The 24,386-nt window shown below is 54.1% G+C and carries 23 protein-coding genes; 18 read left to right on the plus strand and 5 right to left on the minus strand.

What is annotated here, in order from left to right; translation table 11 throughout:
* Window positions 1–14: 14 nt before the first annotated feature.
* The 13 genes from GPK90_RS16065 (at window position 15) to GPK90_RS16125 (ending at window position 15,858) form a co-directional block, all read left to right on the plus strand.
* The gene (locus GPK90_RS16065) at window positions 15–242 is read left to right on the plus strand and encodes a hypothetical protein (protein ID WP_022381109.1); all 228 of its coding nucleotides are present in this window, start codon (window positions 15–17) and stop codon (window positions 240–242) included.
* 95 nt (window positions 243–337) lie between these two features.
* Complete coding sequence (locus GPK90_RS16070) at window positions 338–553, plus strand: Maff2 family mobile element protein (protein WP_002566673.1); 216 nt, start codon at window positions 338–340, stop codon at window positions 551–553.
* Between the two features lie 71 nt (window positions 554–624).
* Window positions 625–1,488 (plus strand): VirB6/TrbL-like conjugal transfer protein, CD1112 family, encoded by an 864-nt coding sequence (locus tag GPK90_RS16075; protein ID WP_005946756.1) that lies wholly within the window; start codon window positions 625–627, stop codon window positions 1,486–1,488.
* A gap of 51 nt (window positions 1,489–1,539) precedes the next feature.
* Window positions 1,540–2,073, plus strand: coding sequence for an MT-A70 family methyltransferase (locus tag GPK90_RS16080; protein ID WP_430750607.1), 534 nt, complete (start codon window positions 1,540–1,542; stop codon window positions 2,071–2,073).
* A gap of 6 nt (window positions 2,074–2,079) precedes the next feature.
* Entirely contained in the window at window positions 2,080–2,529 is a 450-nt protein-coding gene (locus GPK90_RS16085) for a PrgI family protein (protein ID WP_097777316.1), read from the plus strand.
* The gene (locus GPK90_RS16090; RefSeq protein WP_215703445.1) at window positions 2,432–4,837 is read left to right on the plus strand and encodes a VirB4-like conjugal transfer ATPase, CD1110 family; all 2,406 of its coding nucleotides are present in this window, start codon (window positions 2,432–2,434) and stop codon (window positions 4,835–4,837) included. Before GPK90_RS16085 ends, GPK90_RS16090 begins: the two co-directional genes overlap by 98 nt.
* A complete protein-coding gene (locus tag GPK90_RS16095; protein WP_215693602.1) occupies window positions 4,834–5,754 on the plus strand; it encodes a DNA cytosine methyltransferase in 921 nt (306 codons plus the stop codon). Before GPK90_RS16090 ends, GPK90_RS16095 begins: the two co-directional genes overlap by 4 nt.
* Entirely contained in the window at window positions 5,742–7,697 is a 1,956-nt protein-coding gene (locus GPK90_RS16100; RefSeq protein ID WP_215693600.1) for a C40 family peptidase, read from the plus strand. The genes GPK90_RS16095 and GPK90_RS16100 overlap by 13 nt, the downstream gene beginning before the upstream one ends.
* 23 nt (window positions 7,698–7,720) lie before the next feature.
* Entirely contained in the window at window positions 7,721–7,978 is a 258-nt protein-coding gene (locus GPK90_RS16105; protein ID WP_003509287.1) for a DUF4315 family protein, read from the plus strand.
* The gene (locus GPK90_RS16110; RefSeq protein WP_215693598.1) at window positions 7,965–8,729 is read left to right on the plus strand and encodes a DUF4366 domain-containing protein; all 765 of its coding nucleotides are present in this window, start codon (window positions 7,965–7,967) and stop codon (window positions 8,727–8,729) included. Before GPK90_RS16105 ends, GPK90_RS16110 begins: the two co-directional genes overlap by 14 nt.
* Window positions 8,726–10,816, plus strand: coding sequence for a DNA topoisomerase 3 (locus GPK90_RS16115; RefSeq protein ID WP_215703446.1), 2,091 nt, complete (start codon window positions 8,726–8,728; stop codon window positions 10,814–10,816). Before GPK90_RS16110 ends, GPK90_RS16115 begins: the two co-directional genes overlap by 4 nt.
* A gap of 173 nt (window positions 10,817–10,989) precedes the next feature.
* Window positions 10,990–15,654 carry an LPD25 domain-containing protein gene (locus tag GPK90_RS16120; protein ID WP_215703447.1) on the plus strand — a complete coding sequence of 1,555 codons (4,665 nt, stop codon included), beginning with the start codon at window positions 10,990–10,992 and terminating at the stop codon, window positions 15,652–15,654.
* A 3-nt stretch (window positions 15,655–15,657) separates the two neighbouring features.
* A complete protein-coding gene (locus GPK90_RS16125) occupies window positions 15,658–15,858 on the plus strand; it encodes a transposon-transfer assisting family protein (RefSeq protein ID WP_215693593.1) in 201 nt (66 codons plus the stop codon).
* Window positions 15,859–15,928: 70 nt separating this feature from the next.
* Here the strand turns inward: GPK90_RS16125 and GPK90_RS16130 are convergent, their stop codons facing one another.
* The 5 genes from GPK90_RS16130 to GPK90_RS16150 form a co-directional block, all read right to left on the minus strand.
* Window positions 15,929–16,348 (minus strand): nuclear transport factor 2 family protein, encoded by a 420-nt coding sequence (locus GPK90_RS16130; protein WP_215693591.1) that lies wholly within the window; start codon window positions 16,346–16,348, stop codon window positions 15,929–15,931.
* Window positions 16,349–16,572: 224 nt separating this feature from the next.
* Complete coding sequence (locus GPK90_RS16135; protein WP_215693589.1) at window positions 16,573–16,944, minus strand: cysteine-rich VLP domain-containing protein; 372 nt, start codon at window positions 16,942–16,944, stop codon at window positions 16,573–16,575.
* On the minus strand, window positions 16,941–18,293 hold the full coding sequence (locus tag GPK90_RS16140) for a relaxase/mobilization nuclease domain-containing protein (protein ID WP_215693587.1): 1,353 nt from the start codon (window positions 18,291–18,293) through the stop codon (window positions 16,941–16,943). The genes GPK90_RS16135 and GPK90_RS16140 overlap by 4 nt, the downstream gene beginning before the upstream one ends.
* A complete protein-coding gene (locus GPK90_RS16145) occupies window positions 18,254–18,583 on the minus strand; it encodes a plasmid mobilization protein (protein ID WP_215693585.1) in 330 nt (109 codons plus the stop codon). The genes GPK90_RS16140 and GPK90_RS16145 overlap by 40 nt, the downstream gene beginning before the upstream one ends.
* 228 nt (window positions 18,584–18,811) lie before the next feature.
* Window positions 18,812–19,180: a helix-turn-helix domain-containing protein gene (locus GPK90_RS16150; RefSeq protein WP_215693583.1), complete on the minus strand. Its 369-nt coding sequence runs from the start codon at window positions 19,178–19,180 to the stop codon at window positions 18,812–18,814.
* Between the two features lie 220 nt (window positions 19,181–19,400).
* Here GPK90_RS16150 and GPK90_RS16155 point away from each other — a divergent pair, with 220 nt between their 5' ends.
* From GPK90_RS16155 to GPK90_RS16175, 5 genes are all read left to right on the plus strand, one after another.
* Window positions 19,401–20,093, plus strand: a complete 693-nt coding sequence (locus GPK90_RS16155; protein ID WP_005947319.1) for a response regulator transcription factor — start codon at window positions 19,401–19,403, stop codon at window positions 20,091–20,093.
* Window positions 20,090–21,121, plus strand: a complete 1,032-nt coding sequence (locus GPK90_RS16160; RefSeq protein ID WP_215703448.1) for a sensor histidine kinase — start codon at window positions 20,090–20,092, stop codon at window positions 21,119–21,121. The genes GPK90_RS16155 and GPK90_RS16160 overlap by 4 nt, the downstream gene beginning before the upstream one ends.
* A 165-nt stretch (window positions 21,122–21,286) precedes the next feature.
* Complete coding sequence (locus GPK90_RS16165; protein ID WP_055201191.1) at window positions 21,287–23,320, plus strand: ABC transporter permease; 2,034 nt, start codon at window positions 21,287–21,289, stop codon at window positions 23,318–23,320.
* Window positions 23,321–23,449: 129 nt separating this feature from the next.
* A complete protein-coding gene (locus GPK90_RS16170; protein ID WP_155177826.1) occupies window positions 23,450–23,710 on the plus strand; it encodes a hypothetical protein in 261 nt (86 codons plus the stop codon).
* A gap of 5 nt (window positions 23,711–23,715) precedes the next feature.
* Complete coding sequence (locus GPK90_RS16175; RefSeq protein ID WP_005927557.1) at window positions 23,716–24,381, plus strand: ABC transporter ATP-binding protein; 666 nt, start codon at window positions 23,716–23,718, stop codon at window positions 24,379–24,381.
* Window positions 24,382–24,386: the final 5 nt, after the last annotated feature.

Below are 24,386 nucleotides of genomic sequence, written 5' to 3' on the forward strand. Positions count from 1 at the left end.
AAGGAGCGTGACCGATGGGACACTCGGACGAATGGACATTTGCGGATTATTTCAGGTATGAGAAAGAAATCTACCGGGCGATCATTTCCGCTGCGGTTCTGTGCCAGTGGATTGCGGAACATGATACCCCGCCCACGGACGGGGAAGCCGAAGAACTTGTAAGGGAAATAGACCGCAGACTGTGTGAAGCATGGGGCGAGATTTTTTCGCTGGCTGTGCTGAAATGGCGGGACGGCCAGTAACTCCGGGCCGTCTGCGGATTGTGAGGCTGCCGCTATGTATGGCGGCTTTTTTGTACCCAAACACCATCACGATCTGAATTTATGGAGGTAAATTTATGGAATTTTTCAATAGTGCAGTTGATACTTTGCAGACCATTGTTGTGGGCCTCGGCGGCGCGCTTTGCGTATGGGGCGGCGTCAATCTTTTGGAGGGATACGGGGCGGACAACCCGGCGAGCAAGAGCCAGGGAATCAAGCAGCTTGTCGCCGGAGGTGGTGTTGCCCTGATCGGCATGACACTTGTTCCTCTGCTGTCCGGGCTGCTGGGATAACCCCATGTGTGTTAGAAAACCCTCCGCGCCCTCTCTGATCTGGGAGGGCGCGGGAAAGGAGGTGTCCCCACATGATCGGTGATTTAATCGGGGAATGGATCAAAGGAATCCTGATCGACGGTATCATGGGCAACCTGTCCGGCCTGTTTAACACAGTCAATACCAAAGTCGGGGAAATCGCGTCGGATGTGGGCAGTACCCCGCAGGACTGGAACGGCGGCATTTTCTCCATGCTGCAAAACCTGTCCGAAACGGTTATCGTCCCCATTGCGGCGGCCATTCTCGCCCTCGTGATGTGCTATGAGCTGATCGACATGATTGTGGAAAAGAACAATATGCACGACTTCGACAGCTCCATGTTCTTCCGCTGGATTTTCAAAAGCGCCTTTGCCATCCTCATTGTGACGAACACATGGAATATCGTCATGGGCGTATTTGACGCCACCCAACAGGTCGTCAACCAGAGCGCCGGGGTGATTATCGGAGATACCAGCATTGATTTTGACACGCTGCTCCCCGATCTGGAAAGCCGCCTTGAAGCAATGGACATCGGGCCGCTGCTGGGCCTGTGGTTCCAGACCCTTGTTGTGGGGCTGACGATGAACATTCTTTCCATCTGCATTTTCCTTGTGACCTATGGAAGAATGATTGAAATTTACGCCGTGACCGCATTGGGGCCGATCCCCCTTGCCACGCTGGGCAATGCAGAGTGGCGCGGCATGGGCCAGAACTACTTGAAATCCCTGCTTGCGCTGGGCTTCCAAGCCTTTTTAATCATGGTGGTTGTCGGGATTTATGCGGTGCTGATCCAGCAGATCGGAACCGCCGACGACATATCCGGCGCGATCTGGGGCTGTATGGGCTATACCGTTTTGCTTTGCTTCTGTCTGTTCAAGACCGGCAGCATATCGAAAGCCGTATTTACCGCACATTAACAGACAGGAGGAATACCAGCTATCGAGGAAACACAAAAGAAAACCTACAACATCCTTTACGCCGACCCGCCGTGGCGATATGAGTGCAAGCGGACAGGGGCGGCGGAACATCACTATCCCACCATGAGCATTGACGAGCTGTGCGCCCTGCCGGTGGAAACGCTGGCGGAAAAAGACTGCCTCTTATTTTTGTGGGCAACTTTCCCCCAGCTCCCGGAGGCGCTGCGTCTGATTAAGGCGTGGGGCTTCACCTTTAAGACCGTGGCCTTTATCTGGCTGAAATTGAACCGCAAAAGCCCCACATGGTTTTACGGGCTGGGCTACTGGACGAGAGGAAACGCGGAAATCTGCCTGCTTGCCAAGCGGGGCCATCCCAAGCGTTACTCCAAAAGCGTCCATCAGTTTATCATTTCCCCGGTGGAGGAACACAGCAAGAAACCAGACATTACCCGCGAGAAAATCATAGAGCTTGCGGGCGACCTGCCCCGCGCAGAACTGTTTGCCAGACAGAAAATCCCCGGCTGGGATGCGTGGGGCAACGAAGTGGACAGCGATTTTTCCCTGTCCGTACCAGAAACGAGGTGACTTTTTATGGCTTATGTAACTGTCCCCAAGGATTTAACCAAGGTCAAATCCAAGGTAGTATTCGGGCTGACGAAACGCCAGCTCATTTGTTTTGGCGGTGCGCTGCTTGTAGGCATCCCGCTTTTCTTTTTGATCCGGGGCCGCGTCCCGACCAGCGCGGCGGCGCTCATTATGGTGTTCGCCATGCTGCCGGGCTTTCTGCTGGCGCTTTACGAAAAACACGGCCAGCCCCTTGAAGTGGTGGCGCGCCAGATCGTCGAGTGCTGCTTCATCCAGCCCAAGGAACGCCCCTACCAGACCAACAACGCTTATACCGCCCTTGTGCGGCAATCCCAAATGGAAAAGGAGGTCAACGCCATTGTCCAAAAAGCAAAAGAACGAAACGAGCGCAAAAGCGCCGGTCAAGCTCACCCGCGCCGAAAAGAAAGAAATTCAGGCTGTCATCCGAAAGTATAAGGGCGACGGCAAGCCCCATTCGGCGCAGACCAGTATTCCCTATGAGGCCATGTATCAGGACGGCGTATGCCGGGTGACGCCCCGCACCTTTTCCAAGTGCATTGAGTTTACGGACATCAGCTACCAACTGGCGCAGGCGGACACCAAGACCGCCATCTTTGAAAACCTGTGCGACCTCTACAACTATCTGGACGCCTCCATTCATGTGCAGTTTTCCTTTATCAACCGCAAGATTGACCCCAAGCAGTACGCCAAGAGCTTTGAAATCCGGGCGCAGGGGGACGACTTCGACGACATCCGCAGCGAGTATTCCGACATTTTGCAAGACCAGCTTGTGAACGGGAACAACGGCCTGATGAAGCGGAAATTTATGACCTACACCATTGAGGCGGACAGCCTGAAAATGGCCCGCGCCAGACTGCGCCGGATCGAAACCGACCTTTTGGGATATTTCAAGAGCATGGGGGCCTCCGCGTGGGGACTGGACGCCAAGGAACGGCTGGAAGTCATGCACAGCATTTTCCACCCGGACGGGGAACCGTTCTCCTTTGACTGGAAGTGGCTTGCCCCGTCGGGGCTTTCTACCAAGGACTTTATCGCCCCGTCCTCGTTCCGCTTCGGCAATGCCCGGATGTTCGGGCTGGGCGGCAAATACGGGGCGGTGAGCTTCCTGCAAATCCTCTCCCCGGAGCTGTCGGATGAAATGCTGGCCGACTTTCTCAACACGGAAAACGGCATTGTGGTGAACCTCCATGTGCAGGCCATCGACCAGAGCGACGCCATTAAGACGGTCAAGCGCAAGATCACCGACCTTGACGCCATGAAGATTCAGGAACAGAAACGGGCGGTAAGAAGCGGTTACGACATGGATATACTTCCCAGCGACCTTGCCACCTACGGGCAGGACGCCAAGGAGCTGCTAAAGACCTTGCAGAGCCGGAATGAACGAATGTTTCAGCTTACCTTTTTGGTGCTGAACACCGCAGACACCCGGCAAAAGCTGGAAAACGATGTGTTCTGGGCTGCCGGGATCGCCCAGAAATACAACTGTTCCCTTGTACGGCTGGACTACCAGCAGGAACAGGGGCTTATGAGCAGCCTGCCGCTGGGGACCAGCCACATCCAGATTGAACGCTCCCTGACGACTTCCAGCGTGGCCGTGTTCGTCCCCTTTGTAACGCAGGAGCTTTTTCAGGGCGGCGACGCCATGTATTACGGGATCAACGCCAAGACCGGCAACATGATTATGCTCGACCGCAAACGGGCGAGGTGTCCCAACGGGCTAAAGCTGGGGACACCGGGAAGCGGCAAAAGTATGAGCTGTAAATCAGAAATTTTGAGCGTGTTCCTCTGCACCCCGGACGATGTGTATATCTGTGATCCAGAGGCCGAGTATTACCCCCTTGTGAAGCGGCTGCATGGGCAGGTGGTGAAGCTGTCGCCTACCAGCAAAAACTATGTGAACCCGCTGGACATCAACCTGAATTACTCCGAGGACGAAAACCCGCTGGCCTTGAAATCCGACTTTGTGCTGTCGTTCTGTGAGCTTGTCATGGGCGGCAAGAACGGGCTGGAAGCCATTGAAAAGACGGTGATCGACCGGGCGGTACAGGTGATCTACCGGCCTTATCTGGCAGACCCCAAGCCGGAAAATATGCCCATCCTTGCAGACCTGCACAAAGCCCTGTTAGACCAGCATATCCCGGAGGCTGACCGGGTGGCGCAGGCCCTTGACCTGTATGTGTCCGGTAGCTTAAATGTGTTCAACCACAGAACCAACATCGACATCAAAAACCGCATTGTGGCCTTTGACATCAAGGAGCTGGGCAAGCAACTAAAGAAAATCGGTATGCTCATTGTCCAAGACCAGATTTGGGGGCGCGTCACCCAAAACCGCAGTAAGGGCAAGGCGACATGGTATTTCTGTGATGAGTTCCACCTGCTTTTGCGTGAGGAACAGACGGCGGCCTTTTCCTGCGAGATTTGGAAGCGTTTCCGTAAGTGGGGCGGGATTCCCACAGGTGCGACGCAGAATGTGAAAGACCTGCTTTCCTCCCCGGAAATTGAGAACATTTTGGAAAACAGCGACTTTATCTGCCTGCTCAATCAGGCCAGCGGCGACCGCAAAATCCTTGCGGAACGGCTGAACATTTCGCCCCAGCAATTACGGTATGTGGACAATTCCGAACCCGGCGAGGGGCTTCTCATTTACGAAAATGTGATCCTGCCCTTTAAGAACCCCATCCCGAAAAACACCCAGCTCTACCAGATCATGACGACCCGGTTAGGCGAGGGGGCGACGGTATGAGCGCCCTAACACATTTCAGCCTGTTTTCCGGGATCGGAGGGATCGACCTTGCGGCGGAAGCCGCAGGGTTTACCACCGTATGCCAGTGCGAATGGGCGGATTTCCCGATGGAAGTTTTGAAAAAGCACTGGCCGCAGGTACCAAAATTCCGGGACATTACCACAGTGACAAAGGAGGCATTTTTTGAAAAAACAGGACGAGAAACGACCACACTTATTTCCGGGGGATTCCCCTGCCAGCCCTTTTCCAGCGCCGGGAAACAACGGGGATTTGAGGACGAACGGTATTTATGGCCCGAAATGCTCCGCATTATCCGGGAACTGCACCCCTCTTGGGTGCTTGGAGAAAATGTTGCTGGCTTCATCCATCTGGGGCTCGACAAGACGGTTTTTGACTTGGAGCAGGCAGGCTACGCCGTTAGGGTTTTCGTACTTCCTGCTGTCGCCGTCGGCGCATGGCATGAGCGCAAAAGAACTTTCATCATCGGCCATGCTGCTTCCCACGCCCCTTGCCAGCGACACGGGGGATGTGGGGAAAACTGTCGATGTGCGGATGACCCCGACCGGGAGCTTCCGAAAATACAATCCCAGCGGAACCGTATGGACGGCGCGGCTGTCATGGGCGGTTTACAAACTGCTGGGCAGCCCGCCGGGGGATGTGAAACTGAACCCCGACTGGGTGGAATGGCTGATGGGATTCCCCCGGAGATGGACGGACATTCCATGTGGGCCAAAGAACCGGCGCAAATCCCGTACTTAATCAGTGACCCGCCGGCGAATGTGGCAAAGCGGTTAAAGACTTTGGGAAACGCAGTTGTTCCCCCGCAGGTGTACCCCATCCTGCGCTATATTGCAGAGATTGAAACCGGGCGCTGCCGGAACAGACAGCAAGGAGGTGATCGGATATGGAACCCTTAAAACCCCGCGACAAGGTAACGCAGCACATGACCCGCGACGGCCTGACGTTGGATAACCAGACCACCGGCGAAAGCGTCAATGTGTCCAGCCGGGAGGCCGAGCAGGAATACACCGCCCAGCCGGAGGGCGCGGCGGAAAAAATACTGGAACGGGCGGACGAACTGCACGACCGCCACAAGGCAAGGAAAGCGGCCAAGGACGCCGGAAAAACCGTGGCGCAGGCCACCGGCCCCGTTTCCCGGTTGCAGTTTACCGCCGAGGAACGGGCCTCCCCGGAGCTGGCCCCGTATATCAAAAAGGCAGAAAAACGGGCGGATCAGCTGGAAGCGGCCAAAGAAGCCCTGCCGAAAAAGCGCGTCGTCACCAAGGAAACTGTTTATGACGAGGCCAAGGGCAAGGCTAAAAGCAGGCTGTATTTTGACAAGGTGGAGAAATCCCCTCCCCAGCTCAAACCAAACCCGGCCAGCCGCCCCATACAGGAAGCCGGGCTTTATCTCCACGGAAAAATCCACGAGGTAGAACACGAAAATGTGGGCGTGGAGGGCGGCCACAAGGGGGAGGAACTGGCGGAACGGCAGGTGGGCCGCATGATCCGCAGCGGCGTCCACCGCCACAAGCTCAAACCCTACCGGGCCGCAGCCAAGGCCGAGCGAAAGTCCATCGCTGCCAACGCCGAGTTTGCGTATCAAAAATCCCTGCGGGACAACCCGGAGCTGGCGCAGGCGGTCAAGAACCCCGTTTCCCGCTTCTGGCAGAAACAGCACATCAAGCGGGAATATGCCAAGGCAGCAAGGGCGGCGGGTCAGACCGCACAGGGGGCCGCAGGCACCGCCAAGACCACGGGTGCCGCAGCCAAGAAAGCCGCAGAAAAAAGCAGACAGGCCGCATCCTTTGCCGCCCGGCACTGGAAAGGGGCGCTGATCGTCGGCGGCGTGGGCCTCATGCTCCTGCTGGTGATGGGCGGCCTGCAATCCTGCACCGCCATGTTTGGCAGCACCGGGACGGGCCTTGCCGCCACCTCCTATCTCTCCGAGAACAGTGATATGCTGGGAGCCGAAGCCGCCTATGCCGCGCTGGAAGCAGACTTGCAGCACGAACTTGACAACTACGAAAGCCTGCACCCTGGCTATGACGAATACCGTTTCGATCTGGACGAGATCAAACATGACCCCTATGTGCTGACCTCCATCCTCTCCGCGCTGCATAACGGCGTGTTCACTTTGGGGGAGGTACAGGGCGACCTTGCCATGCTCTTTGAAAAGCAGTACATCCTGACCCAGACCATCGAAACGGAAACCCGCTACCGCACCGAAACGAGGACGGACAGCGAGGGAAACACCTATACCGTGGAAGTTCCCTACACCTATTACATCTGCAATGTGAAGCTGGAAAACTTTGACCTGTCCCACCTGCCCATCTACATTCTCACCGAGGAACAGATGGGCTTTTATGCTGCCTATATGCAGACTTTGGGCAACCGGCCAGACCTGTTTCCCAACGGCAGCTATCCCCACGCCTCCACCCCGAAAGAGCCGACCTACTATGAAATCCCCCCGGAGGCGCTAAAGGACGAAGCCTTTGCCGCCATGATCGCGGAGGCGGAAAAGTATGTGGGCTATCCCTATGTGTGGGGCGGCAGCTCCCCAAGCACCAGCTTTGATTGTTCCGGCTTCATTAGCTGGGTTATCAATCATTCCGGCTGGAATGTGGGACGCCAGACGGCGCAGGGGCTTTACAACATCTGCACCCCCGTTTCCCCGGAGCAGGCCAAGCCCGGCGACCTTGTATTTTTCGTCGGCACTTACGACACTGTCGGGATGTCCCATGTGGGGCTGTATGTGGGAAATTCGGTCATGCTGCACTGCGGCGACCCCATTTCCTACACGAACCTCAATTCAAGCTACTGGCAGCAGCATTTTTATTGTTACGGGCGTTTGCCTTAAACGCCAGAAAGGAGTTTTTGACTATGGCAATGAACAAATTGGAACGCATTGAAAAGGATATTGAGAAAACCAAGGGCAAGATCGCGGAGCTGCAAAAGCAGCTTCGGGAGCTGGAAGCGGCCAAGACCGAACAGGAAAACTTGCAGATCGTCCAGCTTGTGCGCGGCCTCAACATGACCCCGCAGGAGTTCGCCGCCTTTGTGCGCGGCGGTGCGTTGCAGGCGGCCCCGGCCCCGATCCCGGACTTTGAACAGGAGGACAGCGCCCATGAAGAAATCTAAACTGTTCCGCACCTTGACGCTGGCCGTGGCCGCTGCGCTCTGCATGGCGACCACGACCGTTACCGCCTACGCCGGGGGCGCTGACCCTGACCCTGTGCCGCTGCCGGAAACCACCGAGGCCCCCGCAGAAGTGCCGGAGGAAACCGAAGAACCCACCACCGGCGGCATGGAGCCGGAGGGCGTACCCGTTACCCCGCAGGGCAACGCTACGCTGGTGGATGATTTTTTCGGGGATAAACAGCTTATCACCGTTACCACCAAGGCCGGGAATTATTTTTACATCCTGATCGACCGGGCTAACGAGGATAAGGAAACGGCGGTGCATTTTCTCAACCAAGTGGACGACGCCGACCTGCAAGCCTTGTTGGAGGGCGGGAAAAAAGAGCCGGAGGTCTGCACCTGTACGGCCAAATGTCAAGCCGGGGCCGTCAATACGGCCTGCCCGGTCTGTAAAAACAACCTGACCGCCTGCAACGGGCCGGAGCCGAAGCCCCCCCAGCCGGAGGAAGAAAAGCCGCAGGAGGAAAAGCCAAGCGGCATGGGCGGCCTTGTGGTGTTCTTTGTGATAGTGCTGCTGGGCGGCGGCGCAGCCCTCTACTTCCTGAAATTCAAAAAGGAAAAAGCTGACACCACAGGAAATGACGATCTGGCCGAGTATGACTTTGGAGAGGACGAGGACGACGAGGACGAAGCCCCGGAGCCGGACGAGGATATGACAGACGAAGATGGAAATAAGGAGGACGAAGTATGAGCTATCAGTTAGTAATTGCAGAGAAACCAAGCGTAGCCCGCAGCATTGCGGGTGTGATCGGCGCGGACAAGAAACAGGACGGTTATATGGAGGGGAACGGCTATCTGGTGAGCTGGTGTATCGGCCACCTTGTTTCCCTTGCCGACGCTGGGACTTATGACGAGCGTTTCAAAAAATGGCGCTATGACGACCTGCCGATTCTGCCGCAGGAATGGCAGTACATCATTCCCGACGATAAGAAAAAGCAGTTTGACACCCTGCGTTCTTTGATGGAGCGCCCCGATGTCACCGGCCTTGTGTGCGCCACCGACGCCGGGCGCGAGGGGGAATTGATTTTCCGTTTCGTCTACCAGATGGCGGGCTGCAAGAAACCGTTTCAGCGCCTTTGGATTTCCAGCATGGAGGATGCGGCCATTAAAGACGGCTTTGCCCACCTGAAACCGGGAGCCGATTATGATAACCTGTATCAGTCGGCCCTTTGCCGGGCGCAGGCGGATTGGCTGGTGGGGATCAACGCGACCCGGCTGTTCTCCATCCTCTACCACAAGCCCCTGACCGTGGGCCGTGTCCAGACGCCGACCCTGAAAATGCTGGTTGACCGGGAGGCCAAGATCAGCAGCTTTCAGAAAGAGAAATACCACATCGTCCAGATCGCGGCGGGCGGCATGGAGGCGGCCAGTGAACGCATGGGAAACGCTGCCGACGCCAAGGCCCTGAAAGCCGCCTGTGAAACGGCGCAGGCCGTTTGTGTGTCAGTGACACGGGAGAAAAAGACGGAGCAGCCGCCCCGCCTCTATGACCTCACCACCTTGCAGCGGGAGGCAAACCGCCTGTTTGGATTTACCGCCAAGCAGACCCTTGACTATGCCCAGCAGCTTTACGAAAAGAAGCTGCTGACCTATCCCCGCACCGACAGCCAGTATTTGACCGATGATATGCTGCCAACGGCGGAAAACCTTGTGTCCGGTCTGTGGCCGCTGCTTCCCTTTGTGGCGGGGCTTGACCTGTCCTCGCAGTTTGGCCGGGTGCTGAACAGCAAAAAGGTGAGCGACCACCACGCCATTGTCCCGACAATGGAATTTGTGCAGAAAGGCTTTGACGGGCTGACCGAGGGCGAAAAGAAACTGCTGTCCCTTGTGTGCTGCAAGCTGCTGTGCGCCGTGGCCGCGCCCCATGTGTACGAAGCTGTCACCGCTACATTCACCTGTGCCGGGAACACCTTTACCGCCAAGGGAAAGACCATCCTGACCCCCGGCTGGAAAGAGCTTGACCGCCGCTTTAAGGCGTCGTTCAAAACAGACGCCGACGACACCGCCCCGGAGCCTGCGCAGGAACTTCCCAAAATTACCGAGGGACAGACCTTTGACAAGGTAACTGCCGCCGTCACCGAACATTTCACAACACCGCCAAAATCCTACACGGAAGATACCCTGCTTTCCGCTATGGAGCGCGCCGGTGCGGACGATCTGCCGGAGGACGCCGAGCGGCAGGGATTGGGAACCCCGGCCACCCGCGCCTCCATCTTAGAAAAGCTGGTGCAGATGGGCTTTGTGGAGCGCAGGGGCAAACAGCTACTTCCCACCAAGGACGGCCATAACCTTGCCTGTGTGCTGCCGGAGGCGCTGACCTCTCCCCAGCTTACGGCACAGTGGGAAACGGAGCTGACGGCCATTGCCAAGGGGCAGGCCGACCCGGAGGGCTTCATGGCTGGCATTGCAGAAATGACAAGGGGCCTGATCGCAAACTACTCCCAGATCAGCGAGGACGCGCAGAAGTTGTTTCAGACCGAGCGTGTGGTTATCGGCAAATGTCCGCGCTGCGGGGAAAGCGTCTACGAGGGCAAAAAGAACTACTACTGCGGAAACCGAAGCTGCCAGTTTGTCATGTGGAAGAATGACCGATTTTTTGAGGAACGGGGCAAGGCGTTCACCCCGAAGATCGCCGCCGCGCTCCTTAAAGATGGAAAAGCAAAGGTAAAGGGCCTGCGCTCCATGAAAACCGGCAAGACCTATGACGGGACGGTGCTTTTGGCCGATACCGGCGGCAAGTATGTAAACTACCGCGTGGAACAGAGGGGCAAGAACTAAAAACAGCAAGAACTAAAAACAGCAAGAACTAAAAACAGCAAGCATAGGGAGTGTAGCCACACTCCCGGCAAAATCCCTGACCCGGCGCACCTGCCGGGCCGGGGATTTTCTCTTTGGGGAAGCCCCAAACCCCTTGTATCAGATCACCACCATAGAAAGGATGTGAACCCCAAATGTCTTACAGCTCCTACGACCATGACGATTTAGAACCGGCCAGCACTATGCGGATCGAGCGCCGGATTTACTTTGAAAGCGGCAAGGCCGATCTTTCCGAAGCGGTAAAGCTGCCCCTTGCAGAGCTTCTTTCCCTGCGGGCGGAAAGCGCCGCCGCAGAACAGGAAGTGTTTGACCGCCTGAAAGAACAGGCCGCCGCATGGGAGGAACAGGCTGGAAGAACCCTGTTTCTGGATAAAGCTCTTGAATATGCCCGGACGCTTCCCGTCACCCACACCGCAAACCAGTGGGAGGCCCCGGACGAATACCGCCATATCCGCAGCAACATGGTTTACCAGATGGATTATTCCATTTCCGAGAACACCCGGTACGACAGCGCCGCCCAAAAATCCGTTCCCTACTCGTGGACGCTCCGCTGGAGCCTCCGCACCAACGCGCCGGGCAGCTACCGGCAGGCCAAGATCGCCGGACAGGATCGGAAAGTCTTTGCCAGCCGGGAAGAACTGGACAAGTACCTGAATGGCCGGATCAAAGCCCACGACCATTACTTTACCGAAATTTCCCCGGCCATCCCCAAGGAATACGCCGACTGTTTTAAGGTCAATGGCTGCCTGCTCCCCGGCTATACCATCGAGGGGGAGGAACCGGCAAAAGCCGCAGCACTTCCCGCGCAGGAAGAAACCGCGCAGCCGCAGCAGACCACAGCCAACCCGGAAAGGAGGGAACCCGTGAACGAAGTATTTTCCATTTTTCTTGATAGCCGCGCCGAGGCGCAGACCGGCGGGCCGCATGGGTACTGGCTTTCCTTGCCGACTACCGCCGAACATGTGCAGGAAGCCCTAAAGGAAATCCATATCACCGCCGACAACCAGCAGGACTTGTTTATTGACGGCTTTTCTGCCCCGGAGGGAAAACCGCTGGAACTGCCGGAGGATTTGATAAAAGCCGCCAGCGTGGACGAACTGAACTTCCTTGCTGCCCAGCTTCAAAGGCTGGACGCCGTGGAGCTTGCGGAGCTGAACGCCGCCATGCAGTCCCCGGCGAAAATGCAGACCATCGGGCAGCTTTTGGACTACGCCGAAAACACCGATTGTTTTGTCTTAATCAACGCCAAGGACAACCGCAGTCTGGGGGAATATTATCTGAATGATTCCGGGCTGTTTGTCGTTCCCGACCCGTGGAAACCGGCCATTGACACCGACCGGCTGGGGAGCTTTATCGCCAACGAGGAACAGGGAACCTTTACCGATTACGGTTATATCCTGCGAACCAGCGACGAATGGCAGCGCGTCCATGAGGGACAGCCGGTGCCGGAACCATACCGGGTGATGGCCTATCCCGCGCCGGAAATTCTGCGGGAGGAAAGCAAGGTGCAGCCGGAGGCGGCAGCGCCTACAAAGGCCCCGCAGCCTGTCACCCCCATTCTCTTAAACGGCCAGAACAGCGCCGAGCGCATGAAAGAGATCACCGACCGGCTGGAAACCGGCATACAGGAGCTTTTCGAGAGTGAACGCTACAAAGCCTATCTCACCACCATGTCCAAGTTCCACAGTTACAGCTTCAACAACACCCTCCTGATCGCCATGCAGGGCGGACAGCTTGTGGCGGGCTACAACAAGTGGCGGGACGATTTTCACCGCAATGTAAAGAAAGGCGAAAAGGCCATCAAGATACTGGCCCCGGCCCCGTTCAAGGCGAAAAAGGAAGTGCAAAAGCTGGACGCACAGGGCAGGCCGGTGATGGGTAAGGACGGAAAGCCTGTTACCGAAGTACAGGAAATACAGGTTCCGGCCTTTAAGATCGTTTCCGTCTTTGATGTGAGCCAGACCGAGGGGGAACCGCTGCCCTCTATCGGCGTGGAAGAACTGACCGGCAGCGTGGAACGCTACGGGGAATTTTTCAAGGCGCTGGAACAGACCTCCCCGGTTCCCATTGGTTTTGAGGATATTCCGGGCGGTTCCCACGGCTACTACCACCTGACGGAAAAGCGGATCGCCATTCAGGAGGGCATGAGCGAATTACAGACCCTAAAGACGGCCATCCATGAGATCGCCCATTCCAAGCTCCACGCCATCGACCCGGAAGCCCCGGCCATTGAGCAGGCCGACCGCCCCGACAGCCGCACCCGCGAGGTGCAGGCCGAAAGCGTGGCCTATGCCGTCTGCCAGCACTACGGGCTGGACACCTCCGACTATTCCTTTGGCTATGTGGCCGGTTGGAGTTCCGGCAAGGACTTGAAAGAGCTGAAAGCCTCCCTTGAAACCATCCGGGCCACCGCCCATGAACTGATTACCACCATTGACGGCCACCTTGCCCAGCTTCAGAAAGAACGGCAGGCCCAGCAGGAGCAGCCGCAGGCCGCGCCGATGGAACAGGCCGCCGAGCAGCCAGACCCGGACAGCGTATTTTCCAAGCTGCCCCCGGAGCAACAGCAGGAAATGACCGACAGCGTAAAGGCCATGCTGCAAACCCTCATTGACGCGGATTTGAAATCCACCGGCGAAGTGTCGCAGGAAACCAAGGAGGCGGCGCAGGCACAGGGCTTTACCATTGCCGGGGACGGAACGCTGGAACAGGCAGAAGCCCCGCAGGAGGCCGCCTACCGTCTGGAAAGCAGCGATTACCTGTATATCCAGACATCGGAAACCGGCTATGATTACACGCTGTACGGCCCCGACTACAAGGAACTGGACGGAGGCCAGCTTGACAATCCCGACCTGTCCCTTGCGGAAGCCGGAAAAGAAATCCTTGCCATCCATGAGCGACCGGCTGGGACGATGGAACCCCTGACCGGCGACGGGCTGGATGATTTTCTGGAAGCAACCGAACAGGCCAACGCCATTCCCCAGCCGCAGGCGTGGAACGGGATCGACGGCCTTTTGAATGGAAAGCCGTTCATTCCGGAGGCGTCCCCGGCTGACCGAGCCGCCGCCCTGATTGAGCTGGCGGAGAAAAACGCCCCGCGTTTGGGCAGCGAGGAACGGCAGTTGATCGTGGCCTATGCCGAATCCGTGGGCGATACCGACAAGGTGATCGGGCTTATCAACCGCCTGTGCGAACAGGGCTACGAGCTGCAAAAGGGCCAGATGGATTCCTTTGTGAAAAGCGAGATCGAAAGTGAGATTGCCGTTGCCAACGCCCAGCGGCAGATCGCACAGAATCCGGCAGCGGAGCCGGTTGTCACGATCCTTTGGAGTGAAAGCCCCCATTTGAAAGACGGCCAGCAAATGCCGCTGCATGAAGCTGAGGCCGTTTTCAAGGAGCTGGACAGCGCCAGACGCCATGACCGGGAGCAGCCGGGCTATACGGGCCATTGGTACGACAAGACCAAGTTCCGCATTGACTTTACCATGCAGGGCCAGCCGGACAGCTACGAGGGGCGGCAGGACTTTGGCGACGGGGACGGTTCCCTGATCCAGCATATCCGGGGCTATCACGAATACTACGCGCAGGATGAAAGCTGGAAAAACCATGTGCTGCACCATGAGGGGCCGGAGGCATGGGAGGCGGACAAGGCCCAGCGGGATATGCTGCTGCATGAGTTCATCCCGTATATGGAGCTGCATTGCAATCTGGCCGCTATGGAGCAGGAGGCCCGGCGTCCGCTGCGATCCGGGGAAACCCTGACGCCGGAACAGACCGCTTATTTCAATGCGGTTTTGGACTATGTAAAGGAGTGCCGCCCGCTTCTCAATCAAGGCCAGTACCATTTGCCGGAGCCGCCGCAGCTTGCCGACTTCGACCAGAGTTTGCAGGACTACAAAAAACAGATCGAGGCAGAGCTGGAACAGGAGGCCGCCGCTGCCGGGCTGACGGTGGAGGAATATGTTGCCTCTGATTATGAGGCCCCGGCGCAGCCCAACTTTTCCATCTACCAAGTGCCGCCCGGCCCGGAGGGGCGCGACTTCCGCTACCGTTCCTATGAGGACTTGCAGGCAGATGGGCTTTCGGTGGACAGGAAGAATTACCAGCTTGTCTACACCGCGCCGCTGGACAAGGACACCACACTGGACGAGATTTACCGCCGCTTCAATATAGAACATCCCGCCGATTACAAGGGACATTCCCTCTCTACGGGGGATATTGTGGTGTTCCGGCAGGATGGGAAACAGACCGCCTATTATGTGGACGAGGGGGCCGACTACCGGCAGGTGCCGGAGTTCTTCGCCCAGCCGGAAAAGCAGCTCACGCCGGACGAGTGCATGACCGGCGAACAAATCCAGACGCCGAGAGGCCGTTTCTATCTGACCGACAGGAGCCGGGAACAGATGGAGGCCGCCGGGTATGGATTCCACCACCAGTCGGAGGACGGAAGGTATCTCATTATGGCAAACGGCACAAGGGCCTTTGCCATCCCCGCCCAGCCAGAAAGTCATATCAAGACGGCGGAAATGTCCACCGAACAGAACTACAACATGATCGACGGCATGATGAACAACGCCCCGTCTATGGAGGAACTGGAAGCAAGGGCAAAAGCCGGGGAACAGATTTCCCTTTTGGATGTGGCCGAGGCAGCCAAGGCGGAGGCCAAAAAGCCCAAGCAGACCCGAAAGACGACGCAGAAACAAAAGAAACCGTCCATCCGGGCGCAGCTTGCCGCCGCCAAGGAGGAACAGAAAAAGAAGCCCCCGGCGCGGGAAAAATCAAAAGAAATGGAGGTATGAGGAATGTATTTCACCGTGGAAGAAGAAAACCTGATCTGTCTGTATCACAACACCGACCGCCGCAGGACGGCGGCAAATCTCCGGGCAGCTTTGCCGGACATGGACAGGGAAATGGCGGCGCTGGCCTGCCAGACCGCCGATAAGCTGGACGCCATGAGTGACGCCGACTTTGCGGCGCAGCGGTTCCACTTCACAGACGAATAAGCAAAACGCCGGGCGCGGGGGCTGTCAAAGCCTCTGCGTCCGGCATTTCTTTTTTTGCAACAAAGCATAATCAAAACCAGCTTGCCTTTTCATTTCTAAACTGGGGCGTATCACTATGCTCATAGGGATTATAATGATTCAGATTGCACCCAAATTCTTTTAATGACTTAATTTTGTTCTCGTCTGTCCACTCAATCAAAGAGATTCCGTCAAATTCTTCTATGCTCCCATTGTCCATTTCGTTTTTGAAATACCACTCAACGATTGTCTGATTTTCCTTGTGGAAGAATTGTTTAATTTCCCAAGTAACGACTTTTCCACGGGTATTCCATTCCTGAAACCAGTGCTTCACAGTTTTTCGATTGCAATATTGGGGACTCCAACTTTCTGTATATAGAACATCCTCTGTAAAAATTTCATCTATTCCAAAATCCTGTTGCTCCAACCACATATCAAACCAACGCTGGATAATCTTTTCTCTTTCATTCATGGATAATCACCCCGATCTCGTTTATTTACTCGAATTATAGCACTGCACAAAATCAGTGTCCATGCCAAAATTCAGCCGGGACAAAGAACTGAAAAGTTATCTTTGTCCCGGCGCTTCTTTTTTGTCCATTTTCCCGCATTTAGAACCCTGTTTTCGGGAGAACAGGATAACTTTATCCACCTGCCTGCCGACCATGCGGAAAAACCCTTGATTTCCGTGGACTTTTACCGCCCTAAATGCGTAGACAGGAGGTATCTTTTCCGCTGGCGTTCCGCCTCTTTCTTCCGGCGTACCTGCACCGCACAATCCGGGCAGTATTTGGCCCGGTTGGAGTTGGGCGTAAACGCCGCCCCGCAGACGGCGCAGCGTTTGATTTCGCCCCGGCCTTTGGTGATCTCGGCGCACAGGGCAGCGTCCAGCGGCAGGACGGCCACCTTGAACCACCGGCACAGCAGCGAATAGGAAATACTCTGCACACAGACACATTCCTCCCCATCGTCCAGCAGGAGGCAGTTTCCGTTACAGTAGTTGCAGCACTCATGGGTGAGCCTGCGGGCCTTGCGGTATTGGGGGTAACTCATTCTCGTTATGTTCATCGTTCCTGCGTATGCTCCTTTCCCGGCGCTGTCCGCAAAATGCTGTCTACATTCTGTTTGACAATGCCGTATTCTTTCAATTTCTGTTTCGCTTCGCTGTACTGTGCGGACAGCCGTTCCCGTTCTATGTCCAGTTTTTTATACTCGGTTTTGAGGGCGTACAGGTTGGGGAGCTTTGCGATCCCGGCCTCTTTGAGCGCCTTTGCCGACGCCTCATACAAGATCAGTTGGCTTTCATGCTGCCGCCGGAACGCGGCCTTGTCTTTGGCGTTTCGCAGTTCCAGTGCCACAGGCCGGAGCTGCTTGTAGGCGGAGAGGTTTTTTATCAGCAGCGCCATATCCCCAAGGCGGCGTTCCGCGTCTTTCAGGGCGGAGGCCGCCGCGTCGTTTGCAGCGCTGATCTCGGCCAGCCTGCTTTCCAAGCCCTCGTAGCTGTCGATCTGGTGTTCTGTGATGAAGTTTAAGGAATTGGCGGCCTGCTTCAAGTTGTGCAGCTTCGCCCACCGCGCATAGCCCGCCGACTGCTGGGCTTTGATACTGTCCTCCAAGGCGATCCGCAGGGAGATTTCCCCGGTGCTTCTTCTGCGCGGCCCCCGGTCGATGGCAATGCCCTTGATCCGCTGGGCGATCCGTTCCTCGGTGTAATCCTCCCCCAAGGTCTTGCAGCGGGTGAAGCGTTCCTGCCCGGGACGGAGGCCGTCTGCCAGCGCGCGGAATGAAATAAACTTGCCCTGTTTGACTTCATAGCCCTGCGCCTCCATGAGCCGCAGAAAACCGTCAAAGTCTTTGGCCTGCGGAATGGCCGCGTCGATAGCAATTTTCAGTTTTGCTTTCCAGCTCTTGCCCTTTTTCTGTGCGTCCCACTCGGCATAGGTCTTGCCCTTGTCCTTGCCGGGCTTTACCACAGACAGGCCGTGTTCCTTGCACAGCCGGTCGCTGGTGCGCCGGATAAAGGCGTAGCTCTGGCGGTTGGAAATGTACTTGCGCTGGTTCGCCATATCCACGGCGCAGAAAATGATGTGGTTATGCAGGTGGCCCTTGTCGATGTGGGTGGTTATCACATAGGGGTATTTACCTTGCAGCACTTCATCGGCAAGCCGCCGCCCGATCTCATGGGCCTGCTCTGCTGTGGTTTCCCCCGGTTCAAAGGCTTGTATCAGGTGGTGGGCCAGATTGTTGCCCTTTTGGTACGCCTGATCTAACAGCATTTGAAATTCAATATCCGCCGTTTCATAGGAACAGCCATAGGAAGAAACGAACAGCTTTTCATCGGTCTTGTCCGGGTTCTCGATGTAGTCCAGCGCCTTTTTCAGCGTTGACTTGATAGGATGGATCTTTGTAACTGCCATATCTGTGCCAGCGCCCCCTTGATGTCCTCCAAGTCCTGCGCGTACACAGTCCCGGTACTGTTGATACGCCTTGCAATCTGGTTGATGTTGACGCCGATCTTTTGCAGCTCTGCGGTCTGCGCCCGGACGGGGCCGGTGTCGATGTGGACAATATAGCCGTCAATCAGCATTTTCCGGGCGTAGGCAGAAAAGTTCTTTGTGCCAAGCTGGGCCATCTTCTGCTGGATCAGCACCCGTTCCTCCGGCGTCACCGGGACGCGCAGCACAAACTTCCGTTTTCGGTTTGCCACTTTCTCACCTCCATTCATTCAGGGGTTTGGGGACTTCCCCAAGATACAAACGGGAAGCCGTTTGCCGGGAGTGTGGCTACACTCCCTATGCTTGCTGTCTTTGTTCTTCTTCCCTTAAAAAGCGTTCTGACCCCAAGGAAATACCCGCAAAATCCCGGTTTTTCCGAAAACCGTACAAAAAAAGAGAGGGCGCAGATTGCGTCCTCCCAAAAACAAAACAGAGGGTTGTCATGCACCCTCCGTTTCGTCATTCTTCTGTTGAATTTGAATGGCCCCGTCAATCGCGCCCTCGATGATCGGCAGAAATTCTTCCGGGCAGAGTTTCAGCTTGTGGCTGACCCGCTGCCGCTGTGCGCTTTCCTCCCGCATGACCTCCGGGTTAAAATACCGTTCCACGGGAAGCCCGCAGATTTTGATAAGCTGTATGATAACCGGCAGGCTGGGAATCGTGCCGTCATTTTCGATGTTGGCAAGATAGCGCCAGTCGATATTGACCTGTTCCGCCAGCGTCTTACGCGATAACTGCTTGACTTTCCGCGCCTCTTTTACATCCGCACCGAAAGTTTCAAAGCCGGGACAATCTTTGATATTTGCCATATAGCACCACCCATCTACATTGTATATTTCATATTTTCTCAATGGAATGTTGCTATATGCAGGAAGATTAAACTTTATAATTCATATTTTCTGCCTTGTACGGAAAAGCGGGCTATCCTATAATAAAGGAGAAGCACTTTTTTGAAAAAATCTGTCCGCTGTAACATTTCGCGGACATTTGCCTGTTATACTATCTGCAAAAAGCAAAGGAAGTGAGGATATGAAGCAGATTTTAATTGTCGAGGACGACAGTTTTTTGAATAAGATGTTAGACTATAACCTGACCGCAGACGGCTACGGCGTGACTTCTGCCCTAAATGCCAGAACCGCAGCCGAAGCCATCCGCCAGCGGGAATTTGATTTAGTGCTGCTGGACATCAACCTGCCGGACGGCAACGGTTTTGAGCTATGCAAGCTGATAAAGCCCCAGCACCCGGACACCATCGTAATATTCCTGACCGCCAACGATCAGGAGAGCGACCAGATACGGGGCTATGAGGTGGGCGCGGTGGACTACATCACAAAGCCCTTTGTGATCGGGGCCTTGCAGCGGAAAATCAAAGCCATGTTTGCCATGCTGGAACACCACAAACCGGCCAAGGACATTTACGACGACGGGCGGCTGTTTCTGGACTTCTCGGAGCAGACGGCTTCCCTAAACGGCAAGCCCCTGACCCTATCCCCGATGGAGTACAAAATGCTGAACCTGTTTCGTAAAAATCCCCGGCAAGTGCTGACCCGTGGGCAGCTTTTGGAAAAGCTGTGGGATATAGACGAGAGGTTTGTGGACGAACACACCCTGACAACTTCTATCAGCCGGATTCGCAGCAAGATCGAATCCGACGGCGGCGCACCCTACATCAAGACTGTTTACGGCATGGGCTATCAATGGACGGGAGGCGAGGCAAAATGAAGTTTCAAAACCTATCAGTAAAGCGGCTGTTTGGCCGGGTGGCACTGGGGCTTGTCCTCTCCATGTCCGGGATCACCATAGCCCTGTTTCTTGTGACAAAACAGACGGCGGTGCTGCTGACGGGCGGGGCGCTGCTGCTGTGCGCCCTTGTGGGGATTTTTGTACTGACGCAGGTTTTTGGAAAGCGGCTGTCGCAGTTTACCGCTGACCTGTGCCAGACTTTAGACCACATGATCGCCGGGAATGAAGCGCCCCAGCGGCCAGAGGACAGCGAAACCCAGCTTGCCAGAATCGGACACCGGCTGGCAAGGCTTTACCAGATCATGCAGGAGAACCGCCGCCGGGTGGACGAGGAACGGCAGGAGTTACAGACCCTTGTATCGGATATTTCCCATCAGGTGAAAACGCCGGTAAGCAATCTGAAAATGGCGACGGACACCCTGCTGGAAAAGCCCATGACCGAGGCGGAGCGCACCGACTTTATCCGGGGAATCCGCAGCCAGACGGATAAGCTGGACTTTCTCTTTCAGGCCCTTGTGAAAACCTCACGGCTGGAAACGGGCGTGATCCAGTTGGATAAGAAACCGGGTCGCCTCTTTGATACCGTGGCGCAGGCCATGAGTGGGATTGTGTATGCGGCGGAGAAAAAGGAAATCGCTGTGTCCGTGGACTGCCCGGAGGATTTGACCGTTTTCCATGACAGCAAGTGGACATCCGAGGCCCTCTTTAATCTGCTGGACAATGCGGTGAAGTACACCCCGGCAGGCGGAAAAATCGCTGTGTCGGTGGTGCTGTGGGAAATGTATGTGGAGATCAAAGTAACCGACACCGGCAAGGGCATTTCCGAAAGCAATCAGGCCGCTATCTTCCGGCGCTTCTATCGTGAGGAAGAAGTACACGAACAGCAGGGCGTGGGGATTGGCCTGTATCTGGCCCGCGAGATCGTAACGCGGCAGGGCGGCTATATCAAAGTGGTTTCGGAACCGGGCAAGGGGTCGGAATTTTCCATTATGCTACCGACAAAATAGAACGCGGCGGACGGCCATTTCCGGCTGCCCGCCGTAAATTTTTTTGAAATGTCCGAGCGTTGTAACATTTCACCTCGATTTTCAATGAAATTTTTTGGCCGCTGTAACATTTCGCGGACATTTAGGTTTTACAATACCCTTATCAAATATGGAGGTGATACAACTATGACATGGCCTTTTGAAAATGACACCAGCGCCATTACAAAGAAGCTGGCGCAAAGAAGCTTCAAAGCCAACAAATTACGAAATATTGTTGCTGTAATAGCAATCGTTTTAACATCAATGCTTTTTACTTCTGTAACGACTTTATGTGTTGGAGCGATCCAGTCTATACAGACAACTATTTTGCAAATTAGGGGAACCAGCCCGTCCACTGGTACATCTGTAAATTGGATTGCCATAATAGCAGCCCTGTTTTTTATTATGATTTTTGTAATAACGGGCTATTTGCTCATTCGCAATATTTTTGAGATTTCTGTTGTTCAAGAAATAAAGAAATATGGCTTATTAAGAACAATCGGAACAACGGAGAAGCAAATCAAGCGAATTGTTTATAAGCAAGCATTTTGGCTGTCTATAATTGGTATATCTATTGGGTTGATTTTAGGATATATAGTAGGAATACTTATGCTTCCGTGGATTCTTAATTTTATGAAAGGCGAGTATCACAATCTTTCTGTGAACTTGAGTTTTAATCCTATTATTTTTGTCGTTGCCGGGATATTTAGTGCGATTACTGTTTGGGTGAGCATAAAGAAACCATTCAAAATTGCAGCTACGATTTCGCCCATTGAGGCAACCAGATACTATGAAAAAGACAATTATCATAGTGCCAACAAGAATCGTCTTTCGTTTAAGAATAGAATAACAGAAATGGCATGGAGAAATTTAAGAAGAAATTCAAAGCGTACCATATTTATCGTCTTATCCATGATACTCTGCATTATTCTCCTAAACAGTGCAATCGCAATCGGAAATAGTGTTGATGTTAAAAAATATGTATCTTCTGTTACCTCATTTGATTTTGTTGTGGCAAGCCCAAACACATTTTCTAATGTGCAAGGTTTTCGATTTAAAGATGATTCTGTTAGTAATGAAATCATATCTGATATTGAAAATAATATTCCTGTGCTGAACGGAAGTCGAATTTATAAAAACACTTTGGATGATGTCAGTGTTACTTATGATTATGGTAGTTTGGTCACGGAAGTATTAGACGAATACACAGAAGATAATCACCTTATACGAAGTGGTATGGTTGATGGCAGAACTTATCCAGTAAAACTCGGTGTTGATTATCGACCTCTTTGCAATATTTACGGGGTAGAAAAATCAATACTTCCTAAATTGAATTTCATTGAGGGAGAAACAGATATACAGCAACTAACCTCATATTTGGAAAGTGGAAACTATGTTATAGAAATTTCAGCGATCAACCCAAATGAATCTCCTGAATTTCTTTGTCCGCTCAATCAGGAAGTTACCATTTACAAAGATGGATTGCCTTATAAAACGGTTTCGGTAATTGCGCGTGCAGTGGTTGATTTTTCATTGGTAGAATCTCCGGGTAAGAATGTTGGCTACACTGATGTTGGCGGCGATTGTCCTATTTTCTATATGAGTAATGAGATGTTTGTGGAATTGTATAACAATCCAGCCATAATGAGTTATGTGTTTGATGTGGAAAAAGAACACTTTTTGCCAGCGACCGAGTACATCAATTCTTTGCCTACCGTTGAATACGCATCGTCTGAAACATTGGCACAAACTATGAACGGATTAAAACAAACTATTTTTATCATAGGTGGCCTTATTGGGTTTCTATTAGGAAGTATCGGGCTTGTGAATTTTTCCAACATCATTATAACGGGCATTATAAACCGGCAACGGGAATTTGCTACATTAGAGAGCATCGGAATGACGAAAAAACAAATTAACAAATTGACCGTATTGGAGGGATTGTTTTACGCATTTCTGATTTGTGTAATGGGTTTACCTCTCTCTCTTATTGTTGCAAATACAATTCTTCCTACTTTCTTTAATCAACCTGACTTATGGCTGTTTACAATACAGCCTACGATTTTCCCGTTGATATTAGAGGGAATTGTTATTTGCGTTGTGGCGATTATAGTTCCTCATGTTTCGTTTCGCTATTTTAGAAAAACAAGTATTGTAGCTCGATTAAGGGTAGTTGAATAATAATTTTGAAATGTCCGAGCGTTGTAACATTTCACTCCGATTTTCGATGAAATTTTTTGGCCGCTGTAACATTTCGCGGACATTTGGGTTTTGCAATGACCTTATCAACAAAAGTGAGGAGGCGTTGCAATGGAACTGACCCCGACCATGATTTTGAATCTGGCGCTGCTGATCGTCCCGCCCGTTGCCCTTGTGCTGGCGTTCTGGCAAAGGCTGGCCCAGCACATCCGCTGGACGGTTGCCTTGACTACCCTCTGTGATGTTCTCCTGTTTTGGGATGAACTGTTCTACTATGAGAGCTTCGGACTGTTCGCTGTGCTGATTCTGGTACAGTTGGCGGCCACCGGCGCAGCAGCGTTCCGCATTTACAACAAACAAAGAAAGGATTGAATTTTATGAGAATTTTACAGACTATCGACCTGAAAAAGTATTACGGTACAGAGCCGAATATCACCCGCGCCCTTGACGGCGTGAACTTCTCTGTAAATGACGGCGAATTTGTGGCCGTTGTGGGAACCTCCGGCAGCGGCAAGTCCACCCTGCTTCACATGATGGGCGGGCTGGACACCCCTACTTCCGGCAATGTGATTGTCCGGGACAAAGAACTGTCGAAAATGAACGACGAACAGCTTACCATCTTCCGCCGCCGCAACATCGGCTTTATCTTCCAGAACTATAACCTTGTTCCTATCCTGAATGTGTATGAGAACATCGTCCTGCCGGTGGAGCTGGACGGGGACACGGTGGATCAGAAGTTTTTGGACGAGATCGTTCACCTGCTGGGGCTGGAAGATAAACTGAAAAATATGCCGAACAATCTTTCCGGCGGCCAGCAGCAGCGTGTGGCTATCGCCCGCGCCTTGATTACCAAACCGGCTATTGTTCTGGCCGACGAGCCAACCGGCAACCTTGATAGCAAGACCAGCGCCGAGGTGCTGGGGCTTATCAAGCGCACCAGTGCAGAGTTCCGGCAAACTGTTGTGATGATTACCCACAACAACGACATTGCCCGCCTTGCAGATCGGATTGTCCGCATTGAGGACGGCAAGATTGTGGAGTAAGGAGG

The sequence above is a fragment of the Clostridium sp. MCC344 genome (assembly GCF_018785365.1).
Lineage (GTDB): Bacteria > Bacillota > Clostridia > Lachnospirales > Lachnospiraceae > Pilosibacter.

Bases quoted from the DNA above. Each gene is read 5' to 3' on its own strand.
- GPK90_RS16065 (WP_022381109.1), top strand. From the start codon at position 15: ATGGGACACTCGGACGAATGGACATTTGCGGATTATTTCAGGTATGAG.
- GPK90_RS16070 (WP_002566673.1), top strand. From the start codon at position 338: ATGGAATTTTTCAATAGTGCAGTTGATACTTTGCAGACCATTGTTGTG.
- GPK90_RS16075 (WP_005946756.1), top strand. From the start codon at position 625: ATGATCGGTGATTTAATCGGGGAATGGATCAAAGGAATCCTGATCGAC.
- GPK90_RS16085 (WP_097777316.1), top strand. From the start codon at position 2,080: ATGGCTTATGTAACTGTCCCCAAGGATTTAACCAAGGTCAAATCCAAG.
- GPK90_RS16095 (WP_215693602.1), top strand. From the start codon at position 4,834: ATGAGCGCCCTAACACATTTCAGCCTGTTTTCCGGGATCGGAGGGATC.
- GPK90_RS16100 (WP_215693600.1), top strand. From the start codon at position 5,742: ATGGAACCCTTAAAACCCCGCGACAAGGTAACGCAGCACATGACCCGC.
- GPK90_RS16105 (WP_003509287.1), top strand. From the start codon at position 7,721: ATGGCAATGAACAAATTGGAACGCATTGAAAAGGATATTGAGAAAACC.
- GPK90_RS16110 (WP_215693598.1), top strand. From the start codon at position 7,965: ATGAAGAAATCTAAACTGTTCCGCACCTTGACGCTGGCCGTGGCCGCT.
- GPK90_RS16115 (WP_215703446.1), top strand. From the start codon at position 8,726: ATGAGCTATCAGTTAGTAATTGCAGAGAAACCAAGCGTAGCCCGCAGC.
- GPK90_RS16120 (WP_215703447.1), top strand. From the start codon at position 10,990: ATGTCTTACAGCTCCTACGACCATGACGATTTAGAACCGGCCAGCACT.
- GPK90_RS16125 (WP_215693593.1), top strand. From the start codon at position 15,658: ATGTATTTCACCGTGGAAGAAGAAAACCTGATCTGTCTGTATCACAAC.
- GPK90_RS16130 (WP_215693591.1), bottom strand. From the start codon at position 16,348: ATGAATGAAAGAGAAAAGATTATCCAGCGTTGGTTTGATATGTGGTTG.
- GPK90_RS16135 (WP_215693589.1), bottom strand. From the start codon at position 16,944: ATGAACATAACGAGAATGAGTTACCCCCAATACCGCAAGGCCCGCAGG.
- GPK90_RS16140 (WP_215693587.1), bottom strand. From the start codon at position 18,293: ATGGCAGTTACAAAGATCCATCCTATCAAGTCAACGCTGAAAAAGGCG.
- GPK90_RS16150 (WP_215693583.1), bottom strand. From the start codon at position 19,180: ATGGCAAATATCAAAGATTGTCCCGGCTTTGAAACTTTCGGTGCGGAT.
- GPK90_RS16155 (WP_005947319.1), top strand. From the start codon at position 19,401: ATGAAGCAGATTTTAATTGTCGAGGACGACAGTTTTTTGAATAAGATG.
- GPK90_RS16160 (WP_215703448.1), top strand. From the start codon at position 20,090: ATGAAGTTTCAAAACCTATCAGTAAAGCGGCTGTTTGGCCGGGTGGCA.
- GPK90_RS16165 (WP_055201191.1), top strand. From the start codon at position 21,287: ATGACATGGCCTTTTGAAAATGACACCAGCGCCATTACAAAGAAGCTG.
- GPK90_RS16170 (WP_155177826.1), top strand. From the start codon at position 23,450: ATGGAACTGACCCCGACCATGATTTTGAATCTGGCGCTGCTGATCGTC.
- GPK90_RS16175 (WP_005927557.1), top strand. From the start codon at position 23,716: ATGAGAATTTTACAGACTATCGACCTGAAAAAGTATTACGGTACAGAG.